Origin of the sequence: Streptomyces sp. NBC_00483, assembly GCF_036013745.1 — a bacterium.
Classification (GTDB): Bacteria; Actinomycetota; Actinomycetes; order Streptomycetales; family Streptomycetaceae; genus Streptomyces.
Genome location: NZ_CP107880.1, coordinates 2321491 through 2339045 on the forward strand (window position 1 = coordinate 2321491; position 17555 = coordinate 2339045).

The 17555-nt window shown below is 70.3% G+C and carries 15 protein-coding genes; 1 reads left to right on the plus strand and 14 read right to left on the minus strand.

Annotated elements, in window-relative coordinates; genetic code table 11:
* Positions 1-86 precede the first annotated feature (86 nt).
* The 14 genes from OHA73_RS10060 to pyrR all read right to left on the minus strand — a co-directional run bounded on the left by OHA73_RS10060 (position 87) and on the right by pyrR (position 16773).
* A complete protein-coding gene (locus OHA73_RS10060) occupies positions 87-2228 on the minus strand; it encodes a primosomal protein N' (protein WP_327654890.1) in 2142 nt (713 codons plus the stop codon).
* A 143-nt stretch (positions 2229-2371) separates the two neighbouring features.
* Positions 2372-3580, minus strand: a complete 1209-nt coding sequence (metK, locus tag OHA73_RS10065) for a methionine adenosyltransferase (protein WP_266721829.1) — start codon at positions 3578-3580, stop codon at positions 2372-2374.
* Between the two features lie 291 nt (positions 3581-3871).
* Positions 3872-5146, minus strand: a complete 1275-nt coding sequence (gene coaBC / locus OHA73_RS10070) for a bifunctional phosphopantothenoylcysteine decarboxylase/phosphopantothenate--cysteine ligase CoaBC (protein WP_443063054.1) — start codon at positions 5144-5146, stop codon at positions 3872-3874.
* Between the two features lie 68 nt (positions 5147-5214).
* The gene (rpoZ, locus tag OHA73_RS10075; RefSeq protein ID WP_266721825.1) at positions 5215-5487 is read right to left on the minus strand and encodes a DNA-directed RNA polymerase subunit omega; all 273 of its coding nucleotides are present in this window, start codon (positions 5485-5487) and stop codon (positions 5215-5217) included.
* Between the two features lie 26 nt (positions 5488-5513).
* Entirely contained in the window at positions 5514-6071 is a 558-nt protein-coding gene (gene gmk / locus OHA73_RS10080) for a guanylate kinase (protein ID WP_266721823.1), read from the minus strand.
* A gap of 72 nt (positions 6072-6143) precedes the next feature.
* Positions 6144-6467: an integration host factor gene (locus OHA73_RS10085; RefSeq protein WP_026246651.1), complete on the minus strand. Its 324-nt coding sequence runs from the start codon at positions 6465-6467 to the stop codon at positions 6144-6146.
* 279 nt (positions 6468-6746) lie between these two features.
* On the minus strand, positions 6747-7592 hold the full coding sequence (gene pyrF, locus OHA73_RS10090) for an orotidine-5'-phosphate decarboxylase (protein ID WP_327654892.1): 846 nt from the start codon (positions 7590-7592) through the stop codon (positions 6747-6749).
* Positions 7589-8695, minus strand: coding sequence for a quinone-dependent dihydroorotate dehydrogenase (locus OHA73_RS10095; RefSeq protein ID WP_266721819.1), 1107 nt, complete (start codon positions 8693-8695; stop codon positions 7589-7591). Before OHA73_RS10095 ends, pyrF begins: the two co-directional genes overlap by 4 nt.
* An 88-nt stretch (positions 8696-8783) precedes the next feature.
* Positions 8784-12092, minus strand: a complete 3309-nt coding sequence (gene carB, locus OHA73_RS10100) for a carbamoyl-phosphate synthase large subunit (RefSeq protein WP_266721817.1) — start codon at positions 12090-12092, stop codon at positions 8784-8786.
* Complete coding sequence (gene carA, locus OHA73_RS10105; protein WP_266721815.1) at positions 12085-13242, minus strand: glutamine-hydrolyzing carbamoyl-phosphate synthase small subunit; 1158 nt, start codon at positions 13240-13242, stop codon at positions 12085-12087. The genes carB and carA overlap by 8 nt, the downstream gene beginning before the upstream one ends.
* Entirely contained in the window at positions 13239-13820 is a 582-nt protein-coding gene (locus OHA73_RS10110; RefSeq protein WP_266721813.1) for a PH-like domain-containing protein, read from the minus strand. Before OHA73_RS10110 ends, carA begins: the two co-directional genes overlap by 4 nt.
* On the minus strand, positions 13817-15106 hold the full coding sequence (locus tag OHA73_RS10115) for a dihydroorotase (RefSeq protein WP_267071128.1): 1290 nt from the start codon (positions 15104-15106) through the stop codon (positions 13817-13819). Before OHA73_RS10115 ends, OHA73_RS10110 begins: the two co-directional genes overlap by 4 nt.
* Before the next feature lie 2 nt (positions 15107-15108).
* Complete coding sequence (locus tag OHA73_RS10120; protein WP_266721809.1) at positions 15109-16098, minus strand: aspartate carbamoyltransferase catalytic subunit; 990 nt, start codon at positions 16096-16098, stop codon at positions 15109-15111.
* 102 nt (positions 16099-16200) lie between these two features.
* Positions 16201-16773, minus strand: a complete 573-nt coding sequence (gene pyrR / locus OHA73_RS10125; protein ID WP_266721807.1) for a bifunctional pyr operon transcriptional regulator/uracil phosphoribosyltransferase PyrR — start codon at positions 16771-16773, stop codon at positions 16201-16203.
* A gap of 243 nt (positions 16774-17016) precedes the next feature.
* On the opposite strand from pyrR, the gene bldD reads away from it, so the two are divergent.
* Positions 17017-17517, plus strand: a complete 501-nt coding sequence (bldD, locus tag OHA73_RS10130) for a transcriptional regulator BldD (RefSeq protein ID WP_266721805.1) — start codon at positions 17017-17019, stop codon at positions 17515-17517.
* The last annotated feature ends 38 nt before the right edge of the window (positions 17518-17555 follow it).

Here is a 17555-nt window from a genome sequence, read left to right on the forward strand (position 1 = left end):
CTGTCGTACGCGGAGGCAGCGGCATGTGACTGCGGCGTCGATCGTGCCGCGCATCGAGAGCGACCGGGCGCCGGCCGCCGCCCCTCTCACCCGATGTCGAGCGGATCCACCCGAACCCGTACGGGCTCGCCCGCGCCCCGCGCCATCCGCGCCGCCTGCGCCTGCTTCAGGGCACGCGCGAGCACGGAGCCACTGCCCGGCGGCACCCGCACCAGCACCCGCTCCCACTGCTCCCCGGGCGGCGGGCCCCCGCCCCGCCGCCCGCCACCGGGTATCGCCTCGGGCACCGGCACGGGGCCCAACACCTCGGCGTCCCCCGGAAGTTCCACCGCCCCCATGAACCCGGCGACCGCCTCCGCCGTCCCCGTGACCGCCGCCATCCGTGACACAGGCGGAAATCCGAGCTCGGCCCGGTCCGCGAGCTCCCGCACCGCGTGCCCCGCGGGGTCCCACCGCACCAGCGCCTGCACGGGCCGCAGCGTGGGCTCGGCGACCACGACCACGGCGCCGCCCACCTCCTGCGGCCGCACCAGCGCGGACGCCGCGATCCACCGCCGCAGCGCCTCCTCCCCCGCCCGCAGATCGGCCCGCCCCAGCATCGCCCACCCGTCGAGCAGCAGCGCCGCCGCGTACCCGCCCTCGGCGACCGGCTCGGCCCCCGGCGTACTCACGACGAGCGCGGGCGTCCCCGGAACCGTGTCGAGCACCTGCTCACGCCCCGACGTCCGCACCGGCACGGTGGAGAACGCCCGCCCCAACTCCTCTGCGGTACGCCGCGCCCCGACGACCTGCGCCCGCAACCGCGTACCCCCGCACTCGGCGCACTGCCAGCCGCCTTCCTCTCGCCCGCACCACCCGCACGCGAGCACCCCGGTCGCCTCCCGCGCCTCCAACGGCCCCGCGCACTGCCGGCACCGGGCGGGCTCACGACACCGCTGACACGCGAGCCGCGGCACGTACCCCCGCCTCGGTACCTGCACCAGCACAGGCCCCTCGCGCAACGCGGTCCGCGCCACCTCCCACGCGAGACTCGGCAGCCGGGCGGCCCGCGCCGCCTCGTCGCGCGCCACGTCCCGGTCCCCCACGGTGCGTACGAGTGGAGCGACCCGCCGTACGACGTCCCGCGGCGCGCTCACGGCGGCGGCCCACCCGCTGCGCACCAGCTGGGCGGCCTCGACCGTGCAGCTCCAACTCCCCAGCAGGAACGCGCACTTGTCGCGCGTGGCCCGCAGCTCCAGGACCTCCCGCACATGCGGGAAAGGCGCGTGATCATCGCTGTGGTGCTGGTCCCCGTCCTCCCACACCACGACCAGTCCCAGGTCCCGTACGGGAGCGAACATGGCCGCCCGCGTCCCCACGACGGCCCGGGCGGCCCCCCGCCGCACGGCGAGCCACTCGGAATACCGCCGCTGCTGCCCGGCATCGGCCGTCAGCAGGGCATGCTGCCCCTCCCCCAACTCCTCCCGCAGCGCGGCATCGACGCGCGCCGCGAGCCGCACGGTCGGCACGACGACCAGGGCCCCCCGCCCCGAAGCGAGCGTCGCCCGCACGGCCCGAGCGATCTCGTCGGCCCACTCGGGCCCGGGCAGCGCCGTCCACACGGCCCGCGGCGCACCGCCCGTGGCCAGCGAAGCCACAAAGTCGGCCCCTCGCTCGTACCGCGCCCAGGAACCGGCCTCCGGAGCCTCCGGCGGCGCGGGAGGAGCAGCGAACTCCCGGGCCTCGGCCTTGGCATGCCGCGGCGGAATCGCGAGCTGCAGCACATCGGCAAGGCTGCCCGCATACCGGTCGGCGACAGCCCGGGTCAGCCCGAGCAACTCCGCATCGAGCACGGGCTCGGGCGACACGACCTGCGCGAGCGCGGCGAGCGGCCCCTGATATTCGGCCTCGGCCACCCGCTCGACAAGAAACCCGTCAATCAGCCCACCCCCTTCACGCCGCCCGTCCCGCACGTTCCGGTTCCCCGCCCCGAACCGCACCCGCACCCGCACACCCGGCTGCGCGGCGGCATCCAGCTCCTTCGGCACCGCGTACTCGAAGTACCGGTCGAGGTGCAGCACCCCCTTGTCCACGAGCACCCGCGCCACCGGCAGCTCCTCGGCCAGCGCCGCTCCCCGCCACGTCCGCGGCTTCGCCTTCGGCACCTTGGCAGCCCGCACGCTCTCCCGGATCAACGCAAGCTGCTCCGGCTCCCCGCCCTCGTCGCCCCTGTCGTTCTCGCTGCTCACACGTGCATTCCTACCAGAGGGCACTGACACCGGGGCGGCCCAGAAGCGGCCCGGAAACGCCGAAGGGCCCGGCCCTCCCGAAGGAGAACCGGGCCCCAGGGACCGGTCAGCGGCTCAAGGCCTACCGGTCAATGGCTGAGGGCCTACAGCCCCGCGGCCTTGCGCAGCGCGTCCACGCGGTCGGTCTTCTCCCACGTGAACTCGGGCAGCGCGCGCCCGAAGTGGCCGTACGCGGCCGTCAGGGAGTAGATCGGACGCAGCAGGTCGAGGTCGCGGATGATCGCGGCCGGACGGAGGTCGAAGACCTCGGAGATCGCGGCCTCGATCTTGTCCGTGTCGACCGTCGCCGTACCGAAGGTCTCCACGAAGAGACCGACGGGCTCGGCCTTGCCGATCGCGTACGCGACCTGGACCTCGCAGCGCGAGGCGAGCCCCGAGGCCACGACGTTCTTGGCGACCCAGCGCATCGCGTACGCGGCCGAGCGGTCGACCTTGGACGGGTCCTTGCCGGAGAAGGCGCCGCCACCGTGGCGGGCGTAGCCGCCGTAGGTGTCGATGATGATCTTGCGGCCGGTCAGACCGGCGTCGCCCATCGGGCCGCCGATCTCGAAGCGGCCGGTCGGGTTGACCAGCAGGCGGTAGTTCTCGGTCTCCAGCTTGATGCCGTCGTCGAGCAGCGCCTTCAGTTCCGGCTCCACCACGAACTCGCGGATGTCGGGGGCGAGGAGCGAGTCCAGGTCGATGTCGCTCGCGTGCTGCGAGGAGACCACGACCGTGTCCAGACGGACCGCCTTGTCGCCGTCGTACTCGATGGTGACCTGGGTCTTGCCGTCGGGGCGCAAGTAGGGGATCGTCCCGTTCTTGCGCACCTCGGAGAGGCGGCGCGAGAGGCGGTGCGCGAGGTGGATCGGGAGCGGCATGAGCTCCGGCGTCTCGTCGCACGCGTAGCCGAACATCAGGCCCTGGTCGCCCGCGCCCTGCTTGTCGAGCTCGTCTTCATCGCCCTCGACGCGCTTCTCGTACGCCGTGTCGACGCCCTGCGCGATGTCGGGCGACTGCGAGCCGATGGAGACCGAGACGCCGCAGGACGCGCCGTCGAAGCCCTTCTTCGACGAGTCGTAGCCGATCTCGAGGATCTTGTCGCGCACGAGCTGCGCGATCGGCGCGTACGCCTTCGTGGTCACCTCGCCGGCGACGTGCACGAGGCCAGTGGTGATCAGCGTCTCGACGGCGACGCGGGACGAGGGGTCCTCGCGCAGCAGCGCATCGAGAATGGTGTCGCTGATCTGGTCAGCGATCTTGTCGGGGTGACCCTCGGTCACGGACTCCGAGGTGAACAGGCGACGGGACACAACGCTCCCTGTGGTTGCAGCGGCTGCTGGCTGATCATTTGACGGTTGGTGCGGGGGGCTGCGCCCGGCACCGTCCGGGAACAGTTTATCGGTCGTACTCGGCCGCCGGGTCACGTGTCTCGCCCACTGGGAGTGCTGTGACCTGCGACACCGCATTCTGCGATACGACGATCGGTCTTCGGAAGGGTACTGCTCGCCCGAAATTGGCGTGTTTTCGGGGTTTCCATGCGTCAGGGGTGCCGGATGTGAATTTCACGCACCGATGGGGTTCCGCGCGTGTTAGGCAAAGATTCAGCCGTCCGTCGCGGGCGCGAGGCGGCGCGCCGCCTCGTCCCAGACACGGTCGGCGAGCGCTTCCTTCGGGCCGTGGGGGACCGGGGTCTCGTGCCCGTCGGCGCCCAGGATCACGGCCTCGTTCTCCTCGGAGCCGAAGGTCTTGCGCTCCCCCACCTCGTTGACGACGAGCAGGTCACAGCCCTTGCGGGCGAGCTTGGCGCGGCCGTTCGCGAGGACGTCGTCGGTCTCCGCGGCGAAGCCTACGACGACTTGTCCCGGTCGGGCCCGGTCGGCGGACAGCTCGGCAAGGATGTCCGGGTTGCGGACGAGGACGATCGGCGCCGGCTCCTCGCCGTCCTTCTTCTTGATCTTCCCGGTCGCGTACGCCTCGGGGCGGAAGTCGGCGACGGCCGCGGCCATGACCACCGCGTCGGCATCGGCGGCCGCCTTGAGGGCCGCCTCGCGCAGCTGAACGGCCGTTCCCACGTGGACGACGTCGACGCCCGCCGGATCCGGCAGGTCCGCGTTGGCCGAGAGCAGCGTGACGCGGGCGCCGCGCGCCGCCGCCGTGCGGGCAAGCGCGTAGCCCTGCTTTCCGGAGGAGCGGTTGCCGAGGAAGCGGACCGGGTCGAGGGGCTCGCGGGTGCCGCCGGCGCTGACGACCACGTGGCGGCCGGCGAGGTCCTGCGGGGCGTCGCCGCGCGCGAGCACCCTGCGTGCGTACTCGAAGATCTCCGTCGGGTCGGGGAAGCGGCCCTTGCCGGTGTCGACGCCCGTGAGGCGGCCGACGGCCGGCTCGATGACGAGGGCGCCGCGGCGGCGCAGCGTGGCGATGTTCTCCTGGGTGGCCGGGTGCTCCCACATCTCGGTGTGCATCGCGGGGGCGAAGACGACCGGACATCGGGCGGTGAGGAGCGTGTTCGTAAGAAGGTCGTCGGCGAGCCCGTGGGCCGCCTTGGCGAGCATGTCGGCGGTGGCCGGCGCGACGATCACGAGGTCCGCGTGCTGGCCGATGCGCACGTGCGGCACCTCGTGGACCGAGTCCCAGACCTCCGTCGAGACCGGGTTGCCGGAGAGTGCCGACCAGGTCGCGGCGCCGACGAAGTGCAGCGCCGAGTCGGTCGGCACGACGCGCACGTCGTGGCCGGACTCCGTCAGTCGACGCAGCAGCTCACACGCCTTGTAGGCGGCGATTCCGCCGCTGACCCCCAGAACGACCTTCGGCTTCGACACCGGCTTCTCCCCTGAATCTCGGACGTGCGCCCCTGAAGCGCGAGCGTACGACTCCATGACACACCACAGGCCCGGCAGTCGCGCTGCCGGGCCTGTAATGAAGAAATTCCGCAGAAACGCGGTACTTACGTAACCGGGCCCTCGATGGCCTCGGACGTCAGCAGACCCGCGTTGATCTCACGAAGAGCGATCGAGAGCGGCTTCTCGTGGACGTGCGTGTCCACGAGCGGGCCGACGTACTCGAGGAGGCCCTCACCGAGCTGCGAGTAGTACGCGTTGATCTGACGCGCGCGCTTGGCGGCGTAGATGACCAGGCTGTACTTCGAGTCGGTGGCCTCGAGGAGCTCATCAATCGGAGGGTTGATGATGCCCTCGGGCGCGGTGATGGTAGAGGACACTCTCTGCCTTCCGATGGGGTTAAAGATCAAAGAACTTTCATCAAGGCTAGCAGCTCACGGGCCACGCCCTCGACGGAGGTATTGACAAGCGTGGTGTCGAACTCCGATTCGGCGGCGAGCTCCACCTTGGCGGCCTCGAGACGACGCTCGATGACCTCCGGCGCCTCCGTACCGCGCCCGGTGAGCCGGCGGACCAGCTCCTCCCAGCTCGGAGGAGCCAGAAAGACCAGCTGCGCCTCGGGCATCGATTCCCGGACCAGGCGTGCGCCCTGGAGGTCGATCTCGAGCAGCACCGGCTCCCCCGCCTCCAGGCGGTCGAGCACGGCCCGGCGCGGGGTGCCGTAGCGGTTCCCCGCGAACTCGGCCCACTCGAGGAGCTCACCGTTGGCGATCAGCTTGTCCATTTCCTCGTCGGTGACGAAGAAGTACTGGACACCGTGCTGCTCGCCGGGGCGCGGCTTGCGGGTCGTGGCCGACACCGAGAGCCAGACCTCGGGGTGTTCCTTGCGCATATGGGCGACAACCGTGCTCTTGCCGACCCCCGAGGGGCCGGAGAGCACGGTCAGCCGCGGACGTTCACTCATGCAGCGATTATTCCAGTTGTTCCGGAGTGCCCGGACCAGCCCCGGGAATCACCCCGGGGCGGGCTCGGCCGCTCAGGCTCCGGTGCTGCCGAACTCGCGCTCCAGGGAGGCGATCTGGTTGGAACCGAGACCGCGCACCCGGCGGGATTCGGAGATCCCGAGCCGCTCCATGATCTGCTTGGCGCGGACCTTGCCCACGCCGGGCAGGGACTCCAGGAGGGCGGAGACCTTCATCTTGCCGATGACGTCGTTCTCCTGGCCCTGCTTGATGACCTCGTGGAGGGAGGCGCCGGAGTGCTTGAGTCGATTCTTGACCTCGGCCCGCTCCCGGCGAGCCGCGGCGGCCTTTTCGAGCGCGGCTGCGCGCTGTTCAGGGGTAAGGGGCGGAAGAGCCACGCCTACGTCACCTCGGATGTCGAACTGTCGGATACGGACCGGTGAGGAACCTAATCGCCCCACACCTGGTGAGCAACGAACAACCCGCTGGCGTGCAGTTGGCCGTTGACTCTCGACGGAGACTAGCGGGCATGGCCGCCAGAGTCAGCGAGAACAGACGAAAAGTCCTGGTCAGCCTCTGTCGAGCCGTACATTCTGGACAAATCGACCGCTAAACAGGACAGGATTGAGACGCAAAACCCAAGGTCGGCACGGAGTGCCACCCCTAAACCTCTCGCGTCAGGCCCCCGCGACGGCCTCGCGCACCTCGTCCGCGAACCGCACGGAGGCGTCCCGAAGGGCGGCGACCGAAGGTCCCGCCTTGAGAACTCCACGGCTCACATTCGGTACGACATTGCGCACGGCGGAGCCGAACACGGACGGGAGATCGGCCGCCGTGGCACCCTGCGCCCCGATGCCGGGGGCGAGGAGCGGGCCGTTGATGTCGAGCTCGTAGGAGGACAGATCGCCGAGCGTCGCGCCGACGACGGCTCCGAAGGAGCCCATGGGGTCCTCCCCCGCGTTCTCCTCGGCAAGGTGCCCGAGCATCGTCGCCCCTACGTTGCGGCCGTCGGCGCGGACCGCGTGCTGGACCTCGCTGCCCTCGGGGTTCGAGGTGAGCGCGAGCACGAAGAGGCCCGCTCCGGACTCGCGCGCCAGGTCGACGGCCGGCTTCAGGGACCCGTAGCCGAGGTACGGCGAGACGGTCAGGGCGTCCGAGAACAGCGGGGAGTCCTTGTGCAGGAAGGTCTCCGCGTACGCGGCCATGGTGGAGCCGATGTCGCCGCGCTTGGCGTCCATGACGACGAGGGTCCCGGCGGCGCGCAGGTCCGCCACGGCCCGCTCCAGGACCGCGACACCCTGCGAGCCGAACCGCTCGAAGAACGCCATCTGCGGCTTCACCACGGCGGCCGTGTCGGCCAGCGCCTCGACGCACACGCGCGTGAAGGTCTCCAGGCCGCCGATGTCGTCGTTCAGGCCCCAGGAGGACAGCAGGGCGGCGTGCGGGTCGATGCCGACGCACAGCGGACCGCGCTCGTCCATGACGCGGCGCAGGCGCGCGCCGAAGGGGTCCATCGCACTCATGCGGAAGCCTTCTTCCTGACATCGGCGCCGATCGCGTCGGCGAGCGTGGCGTACGGGGAGTTGTGCAGGCGGGCGGCGAGTCCCTTGTGGATCGCGCGGGCGTAGCAGGGGCCTTCGTAGATGAAGGCCGAGTAGCCCTGGATGAGCGTGGCACCGGCGAGGATGCGCCGCCAGGCGTCCTCGGCGTTCTCGATGCCCCCGACGCCCACGAGCGTGATCCGGTCGCCCACGCGCGCGTACAGGCGCCTGAGGACCTCCAGGGAGCGCTCCTTGAGGGGAGCGCCGGACAGGCCGCCGATCTCCTTCACGACGTCGCCGCCGGTGCTGAGGCCCTCGCGGGAGATGGTGGTGTTCGTGGCGATGATGCCGTCCAGGCCGAGTTCGACGGCCAGGTCGGCGACCGCGTCGATGTCCTCGTCGGCGAGGTCGGGCGCGATCTTCACGAGGAGCGGGACGCGGCGCGACGTGACCGTGCGGTCGGCCGCCTCGCGCACGGCGCTCAGGAGCGGCCGCAGCGCCTCGGTGGCCTGGAGGTTGCGCAGGCCCGGCGTGTTCGGCGAGGACACGTTCACGACGAGGTAGTCGGCGAACGCGGCGAGCCGCTCGGTGGACTTCACGTAGTCGGCGGCGGCCTCGGCCTCCGGCACGACCTTGGTCTTGCCGATGTTGACGCCGACCGTGGTCCTGAAGACCGGGTTGCGGGAGGCCAGGCGGGCCGCCACGGCCAGCGAACCCTCGTTGTTGAAGCCCATGCGGTTGATGAGCGCGCGGTCCTGCACAAGGCGGAACAGGCGCTTCTTGGGGTTGCCCGGCTGGGCCTCGCCCGTGACGGTGCCGATCTCGACGTGGTCGAAGCCCAGCATCGACATGCCGTCGATCGCGATGGCGTTCTTGTCGAAGCCGGCGGCGAGGCCGAAGGGACCGTGCATCCGCAGGCCCAGGGCCTCCGTACGCAGCTCCTTGTGGCGCGGCGCGAGATACGCGGCTACGAAGGTGCGCAGAACGGGCGTGCGGGCCGCGAGACGGATCCAGCGGAAGGCCAGGTAGTGGGCCTTCTCGGGGTCCATGCGCTTGAAGACGAGGTTGAAGAACAGCTTGTACATGCCTGAAGTCCTATAGGTCCTCATGAGGCGGTGGCCTCATGAAGAGGGGGACACCGTTTTGGTGTCCCCCTCTTGGGCTGCTGGATCCTTAGTCGCGGGCCGCCGTCAGGTGCTCCGCGTGTTCCTGCAGTGAGCGCACGCCCACGTCTCCGTGGCCCAGCGCCTCGATGCCCTGGACGGCCGCGGCGAGCGCCTGGACCGTGGTCAGGCACGGCACGGAGCGGGAGACCGCCGCCGTACGGATGTCGTAGCCGTCGAGGCGGCCACCGGTGCCGTACGGGGTGTTGACGATCAGGTCGACGTCGCCGTCGTGGATCAGCTGGACGATCGTCTTCTCGCCGTTCGGGCCCTCGCCCTCGGACTGCTTGCGCACGATCGTGGCGTTGATGCCGTTGCGCTTGAGGACCTCGGCGGTGCCGGACGTGGCGAGCAGCTCGAAGCCGTGGGCGACCAGCTCGCGCGCCGGGAAGATCATCGAGCGCTTGTCGCGGTTGGCGACGGAGATGAACGCCCGGCCCTTCGTCGGCAGCGGACCGTAGGCGCCCGCCTGCGACTTGGCGTACGCCGTGCCGAAGACGGAGTCGATGCCCATGACCTCGCCTGTGGAGCGCATCTCCGGGCCGAGGACCGTGTCGACGCCGCGGCCGTGGATGTCGCGGAAGCGCGACCACGGCATGACGGCCTCCTTGACGGAGATCGGCGCGTCCATGGGCAGCGTGCCGCCGTCGCCGGTCTTCGGGAGCAGGCCCTCGGCGCGCAGCTCGGCGACGGTGGCGCCCAGCGAGATGCGGGCGGCGGCCTTCGCGAGCGGCACAGCGGTCGCCTTCGAGGTGAAGGGGACCGTGCGGGAGGCGCGCGGGTTGGCCTCGAGGACGTAGAGGATGTCCCCGGCCATGGCGAACTGGATGTTGATGAGTCCGCGGACGCCGACGCCCTTGGCGATGCCCTCCGTAGAGGCGCGCAGGCGCTTGATGTCGTAGCCGCCGAGGGTGATCGGGGGCAGGGCGCACGCCGAGTCGCCGGAGTGGATGCCGGCCTCCTCGATGTGCTCCATGACGCCGCCGAGGTAGAGCTCCTCGCCGTCGTACAGGGCGTCGACGTCGATCTCGATCGCGTCGTCGAGGAAGCGGTCGACGAGGACCGGCCGCGAGGGGCTGATCTCCGTCGACTCCTCGATGTACGAGGAGAGGCGCTCCTCGTCGTAGACGATCTCCATGCCGCGGCCGCCGAGCACGTACGAGGGGCGGACGAGGACCGGGTAGCCGATCTCGTCGGCGATCGTCTTCGCTTCCGCGAACGTCGTGGCGGTGCCGTGCTTCGGGGCCGGGAGACCGGCCTCGGCGAGCACGCGGCCGAAGGCGCCGCGGTCCTCGGCGGCGTGGATCGCCTCCGGGGGCGTGCCGACGACGGGCACGCCGTTGTCCTTGAGCGCCTGCGCGAGGCCCAGCGGGGTCTGGCCGCCGAGCTGCACGATGACGCCCGCGATCGGGCCCGCGAGCGACTCCGCGTGGACGATCTCCAGGACGTCCTCGAGAGTCAGCGGCTCGAAGTAGAGGCGGTCGGACGTGTCGTAGTCCGTGGAGACCGTCTCCGGGTTGCAGTTGACCATCACGGTCTCGTAGCCCGCGTCGCTGAGCGCGAAGGAGGCGTGGACGCAGGAGTAGTCGAACTCGATGCCCTGGCCGATGCGGTTCGGGCCGGAGCCGAGGATGATCACGGCGGGCTTCTCGCGCGGCGCGACCTCGCTCTCCTCGTCGTACGAGGAGTAGAAGTACGGCGTCTTGGCGGCGAACTCGGCGGCGCAGGTGTCGACCGTCTTGTAGACCGGGCGGACGCCGAGGGCGTGCCTGACCTCGCGGACGACGTCCTCGCGCAGGCCGCGGATCTCGGCGATCTGGCGGTCGGAGAAGCCGTGCCGCTTGGCCTCCGCGATCAGCTCACGCGTCAGCTCGGGGGCGGCCGCGAGCTCGTCGGCGACCTCCTTGATGAGGAAGAGCTGGTCCACGAACCACGGGTCGATCTTCGTGTAGTCGAAGATCTCCTGGGGCGTGGCGCCGGCGCGGATCGCCTCCATGACGGTGTTGATGCGGCCGTCGGTGGGGCGGACGGCCTCTTCGAGGAGGGCGGTCTTGTCACCGGTCTCGCCGACGAAGGAGAACTGCGAGCCCGCCTTCTCCAGCGAGCGCAGCGCCTTCTGGAACGCCTCGGTGAAGTTGCGGCCGATGGCCATGGCCTCGCCGACCGACTTCATGGTCGTGGTCAGCGTGGAGTCGGCGCTCGGGAACTTCTCGAAGGCGAAGCGCGGGGCCTTCACGACCACGTAGTCGAGCGTCGGCTCGAAGGAGGCCGGCGTCTTCTCGGTGATGTCGTTCGGGATCTCGTCCAGCGTGTAGCCGACGGCCAGCTTGGCGGCGATCTTCGCGATCGGGAAGCCGGTGGCCTTGGAGGCGAGGGCGGACGAGCGCGAGACACGCGGGTTCATCTCGATGACGATGACGCGGCCGTCGTCGGGGTTGATCGCGAACTGGATGTTGCAGCCGCCGGTGTCGACGCCGACCTCGCGGATGATCGCGATGCCGATGTCGCGCAGCCGCTGGTACTCGCGGTCGGTGAGCGTCATCGACGGGGCGACGGTGATCGAGTCACCGGTGTGCACGCCCATCGGGTCGAAGTTCTCGATGGAGCAGACGACCACGACGTTGTCGTTCTTGTCGCGCATCAGCTCCAGCTCGTACTCCTTCCAGCCGAGGATGGACTCCTCCAGGAGCACCTCGGTGGTCGGCGAGAGCGTGAGGCCCTGACCCGCGATGCGGCGCAGCTCCTCCTCGTCGTGCGCGAAGCCGGAGCCGGCGCCGCCCATGGTGAAGGAGGGGCGGACGACGACCGGGTAGCCGCCGAGCTCCTCGACGCCCTTCAGGACGTCGTCCATGGAGTGGCAGATGTACGAGCGGGCGGACTCGCCGTGCCCGATCTTCTTCTTGACCTCTTCCACGACACCCTTGAAGAGGTCGCGGTCCTCGCCCTTGTTGATCGCCTCGACGTTGGCGCCGATCAGCTCGACGCCGTACTTCTCGAGGACGCCCTGGTCGTGCATCGAGATCGCGGTGTTGAGCGCGGTCTGGCCGCCGAGGGTGGGCAGGAGCGCGTCGGGGCGCTCCTTGGCGATGATCTTCTCGACGAACTCGGGGGTGATCGGCTCGACGTACGTGGCGTCGGCGATCTCCGGGTCGGTCATGATCGTCGCCGGGTTGGAGTTGACCAGGATGACCCGCAGGCCCTCCTTCTTCAGCACCCGGCAGGCCTGGGTGCCGGAGTAGTCGAACTCCGCGGCCTGGCCGATGACGATCGGGCCCGAGCCGATGACGAGTACGGACTTCAGGTCGTTGCGCTTAGGCACGGGCGGACTCCATCAGAACTGTGCTCATCAAAGAAGTGAAGCGGTCGAACAGGTACGCGGCGTCGTGCGGACCGGCCGCCGCTTCGGGGTGGTACTGGACGGAGAAGCCCGGCTGGTCGAGCAGCTGGAGCCCCTCCACGACGTCGTCGTTGAGGCACACGTGGGAAACCTCGACACGGCCGAACTTGGTGTCGCTCACCTTGTCCAGCGGCGCGTCCACGGCGAAGCCGTGGTTGTGGGCGGTGACCTCGACCTTGCCGGTCGTGCGGTCCTGCACCGGCTGGTTGATGCCGCGGTGGCCGTACTTCAGCTTGAACGTGCCGAAGCCGAGGGCGCGGCCGAGGATCTGGTTGCCGAAGCAGATGCCGAACAGCGGCGTCTTGCGCTCCAGGACGGCGGTCATCAGCGCGACCGGGCCCTCGGCGGTGGCCGGGTCGCCCGGGCCGTTGGAGAAGAACACGCCGTCGGGATTCACGGCGTACACGTCCTCAGGAGACGCGGTGGCCGGCAGCACGTGCACCTCGATGCCGCGCTCGGCCATGCGGTGCGGGGTCATGCCCTTGATGCCGAGGTCGATGGCGGCGACGGTGAACTTCTTCTCACCGATGGCCGGGACGACGTAGGCCTCCTTGGTGGCGACCTCCTCGTACAGGCTCAGGCCCTTCATGGCGGGCTGCGCCTGGACCTTCGCGACGAGCTCGGCGTCGGCCGGGAGCGTCTCGCCGGAGAAGATGCCGGAGCGCATGGAGCCGCTCTCGCGCAGGTGCCGGGTGAGGGCGCGGGTGTCGATGCCGGAGATGCCGACGATGCCCTGCGCGACCAGCTCGTCGTCCAGGCTGCGCTTGGCGCGCCAGTTGGACGGCACGCGCGCGGGGTCGCGCACGACGTAGCCGGAGACCCAGATGCGCTTCGACTCGTCGTCCTCGTCGTTCCAGCCCGTGTTGCCGATCTGCGGGGCGGTCGCGACCACGATCTGGCGGTCGTACGACGGGTCGGTGAGGGTCTCCTGGTAGCCGGTCATGCCGGTGGAGAACACGGCCTCGCCGAAGGTCTCCCCCACGGCCCCGTAGGCGCGGCCGCGGAACACCCGGCCGTCCTCCAGGACGAGCACGGCGGGAACCTTCGCAGTTCCCCTGGTGGAGGTGGTCATCGTGCGGTGCCTTCCGTCGTGATCTTCGTTTTGATCATGTTGTTGATTGCGGTGACCCACTCCGCCTGCTCGGCGGCGTGGTCGGAGCGGAATCCCGAGTCGATCAGCTTGTCGCCGTGCGCCCAGGTGACGATCAGCAGGCCGCCCTCCGTGAGGACCTTGCCGGCGATGCCCTTGTCGAGCCGGGCCTCGCGCAGCGCGTCCACGGGGACGAAGAAGTCCGTCGCTCCGGGACGTACGGCGGTCAGGCCCGCGTCGGTGAGCGTCAGCTCTACGCGGCTGCGGGTGCCGAGGCCGTGCGCCACGATGCGGTCGAGCCACTGCCCGGCGCTGGTGGAGCCGTGGTACCGGCCGCTCAGTTCCAGTTTCGCCGGGCCCTGCTCCGAAGGCGCGTCGGGCAGCGGCGGCAGGTCGCCCTGCAGGGTGCCGCGCCACTTCCAGCCCTGGCGCATCAGCCAGTAGACGAGCGCGATGAAGAGCAGCAGTCCGACGATCCAGCCGATCCGGTTCGGCCAGTCCGTCACCTCCGCCGACTTCTGTTCGGCAGCGAGGACAGCGAGTGGTTGCAGAGGTGTCACGCGAGCTTCCCGTCGGCGAGGGTGGCCTTGCCCCGCAGCCAGGTGTGGGTGACGCGCCCCGGCAGCTCACGGCCCTCGTACGGGGTGTTGCGGCTGCGGGAGGCGAAGCCCGCGGGGTCCACGTCACCACGGTAGTCGGCGTCGACGAGAACCAGGTTCGCGGGCTCACCTGCCGAGACGGGACGTCCATGGCCGTGGGCCTGTCCGATCTCGGCGGGCTTCACGGACATCCGGTCGGCGACCCCGGCCCAGCTGAGCAGGCCCGTCTCGACCATCGTCTGCTGGACCACGCTGAGCGCGGTCTCCAGGCCCACCATGCCCATGGCGGCGGCGGCCCACTCGCAGTCCTTGTCCTCGTGCGGGTGCGGGGCGTGGTCGGTGGCGACGATGTCGATCGTGCCGTCGGCCAGCGCCTCGCGCAGCGCCATGACGTCCTTCTCGGTACGCAGCGGCGGGTTGACCTTGTAGACCGGGTTGTACGAGCGCACCATCTCGTCGGTGAGCAGGAGGTGGTGCGGGGTGACCTCGGCGGTGACGTCGATGCCGCGGGACTTGGCCCAGCGGACGATCTCGACGGAGCCGGCGGTCGACAGGTGGCAGATGTGCACGCGGGAGCCGACGTGCTCGGCGAGCAGCACGTCGCGGGCGATGATCGACTCCTCGGCGACGGCGGGCCAGCCGCCGAGGCCGAGCTCGGCGGAGACGGTGCCCTCGTTCATCTCGGCGCCCTCGGTGAGGCGGGGCTCCTGCGCGTGCTGGGCGACGACGCCGCCGAAGGCCTTCACGTACTCCAGGGCGCGGCGCATGATCACGGCGTCGTGGACGCACTTGCCGTCGTCGGAGAAGACGGTGACGCCGGCGGCCGACTCGTGCATGGCGCCCAGCTCGGCGAGCTTGACGCCCTCCAGGCCGACGGTGACGGCGCCGATGGGCTGCACGTCGCAGTAGCCGTGCTCCTGGCCGAGCCGGTAGACCTGCTCGACGACGCCGGCGGTGTCGGCGACCGGGAACGTGTTGGCCATGGCGAACACGTTCGTGTAGCCACCGGAGGCGGCGGCCCGCGTGCCGGTCAGGACGGTCTCGGAGTCCTCGCGGCCGGGCTCGCGCAGGTGGGTGTGGAGGTCGACGAGGCCCGGCAGGAGGACCTTGCCCTCGGCCTCGACGACGGTCTCGACGCCCTCGGTGGACAGTCCGCTGCCGACCTCGGCGATCACGCCGCCGTCGATCAGCACGTCCTGCGGCTCGCCGCCGAGCACCTTCGCACCACGGATAAGGGTCTTGCTCATTGTTACTTCGTCTCCTCGGAACCGGTGGGGCGAGTGTGGCTGACGGCGGGCTCGTTGCCGCCGAGAAGCAGGTACAGGACGGCCATCCGCGTGTGCACGCCGTTGGCGACCTGCTCGATGACCGTGCAGCGGTCGGAGTCGGCGACCTCGGCGGTGATCTCCATGCCGCGGACCATCGGGCCGGGGTGCATCACGATGGAGTGCTCAGGCATCCGCGCCATGCGGTCGCCGTCCAGCCCGTAGCGGCGCGAGTACTCGCGCTCGGTCGGGAAGAACGCGGCGTTCATCCGCTCCCGCTGCACGCGCAGCATCATCACCGCGTCGGACTTGGTGAGGGTGGAGTCCAGGTCGTACGAGACCTCGCACGGCCAGGTCTCGACGCCGACCGGCACCAGGGTGGGCGGCGCGACGACGGTGACCTCGGCGCCGAGCGTGTGCAGCAGGTCGACGTTCGAGCGGGCGACGCGGCTGTGCAGCACGTCGCCGACGATCGTGACGCGCTTGCCGTCGAGGCCCTGGCCGATCCCGGCGTCGGGACCGATGAGGCGGCGGCGCATCGTGAAGGCGTCGAGCAGCGCCTGCGTGGGGTGCTGGTGGGTGCCGTCACCGGCGTTGATGACGGGCGCGTCGATCCAGCCGGAGGTGGCGAGCCGGTACGGGGCGCCGGACGCGCCGTGCCGGATGACGACGGCGTCGACGCCCATGGCCTCGAGGGTCTGGGCGGTGTCCTTGAGGGACTCGCCCTTGGAGACGCTCGACCCCTTGGCGGCGAAGTTGATGACGTCGGCGGACAGGCGCTTCTCGGCGGCCTCGAACGAGATCCGCGTACGCGTCGAGTCCTCGAAGAACAGGTTGCAGATGGTCCGGCCGCGCAGCGCGGGCAGCTTCTTGATGGGCCGGTCGGCGACGCGGGCCATCTCCTCGGCGGTGTCGAGGATGAGTACGGCATCGTCGCGGGAGAGGTCGGCGGCCGAGATGAGGTGTCGCATCATCTGGGGTGCTCCGTAAGGCAGTTCAGGAGATTCAGGACATACGGGCGCGCGAGGGCACACCTGTCGGGCCGTACGCGTGCGCGCGCACGGCAGGAAGGGGTGCTACTGCTCGGCCGCCTGGGCGTCCGGCTTGGCACCGAGCAGCACGGCGTCGCGGCCGTCCTCCTCGGCGAGCTGGACCTTGACCGTCTCCCGCAGCGACGTGGGGAGGTTCTTGCCGACGTAGTCGGCACGGATGGGGAGTTCGCGGTGGCCGCGGTCGACGAGGACGGCGAGCTGCACGGCACGCGGGCGCCCGATGTCGTTCAGGGCGTCGAGGGCGGCGCGGATGGTGCGGCCGGAGAAGAGCACGTCGTCGACGAGGACGACGAGGCGGCCGTCGATGCCGTCACCCGGGATCTCGGTGCGGGCGAGCGCGCGCGGCGGGTGCATGCGCAGGTCGTCGCGGTACATCGTGATGTCGAGCGAGCCGACGGGGATGGCGCGGCCGGTGATCTCTTCGAGCTTCTCGGCCAGCCGGCGGGCGAGGAAGACGCCTCGCGTGGGGATGCCCAGGAGAACCACGTCCTCGGCGCCCTTGGCGCGCTCGACGATCTCGTGGGCGATGCGGGTCAGTACCCGCGCGATGTCAGGGCCTTCGAGTACGGGCCGGGCATCGGACTGCTGTGTGTCCATACGAAACGGACCCCCTTCTCCGCCTCACGGGACGGACCTTAAAGGACGTCGGATTTGCGTCGTCAACACTACCAGCCCCCACAACATCGCTGATCACCCGCCTGGAGGTGCGAGACCGCGGAATTCACGAGAAGGTCGGTACGGACCATTCGGCTTGACGCGGCCAAGTAACGCTGCGTAACCTCACAGTGAGTTACAGCCACGCGGCGCAGCCGCTTAGTGATGCAGTGTCCGGGGAGCTATATGTCCAGCGAATACGCCAAACAGCTCGGGGCGAAGCTCCGCGCGATCCGTACCCAGCAGGGCCTTTCCCTCCACGGTGTCGAGGAGAAGTCCCAGGGACGCTGGAAGGCGGTCGTGGTGGGGTCGTACGAGCGCGGCGACCGTGCCGTGACCGTGCAGCGTCTCGCCGAACTGGCGGACTTCTACGGCGTGCCGGTGCAGGAACTGTTGCCGGGCACCACCCCGGGTGGCGCCGCCGAGCCGCCGCCGAAGCTGCGCCTCGACCTGGAGCGTCTGGCCCACGTGCCGCCGGAGAAGGCGGGCCCGCTGCAGCGTTACGCCGCCACGATCCAGTCGCAGCGCGGTGACTACAACGGCAAGGTGCTGTCGATCCGCCAGGACGACCTGCGCACCCTCGCCGTCATCTACGACCAGTCGCCCTCGGTCCTGACCGAGCAGCTGATCAGCTGGGGCGTGCTCGACGCGGACGCGCGTCGCGCGGTGGCGCACGACGACGTCTGATTCCGGCCACGCGCCGCAGAAACGTCACAGCCCTGAGG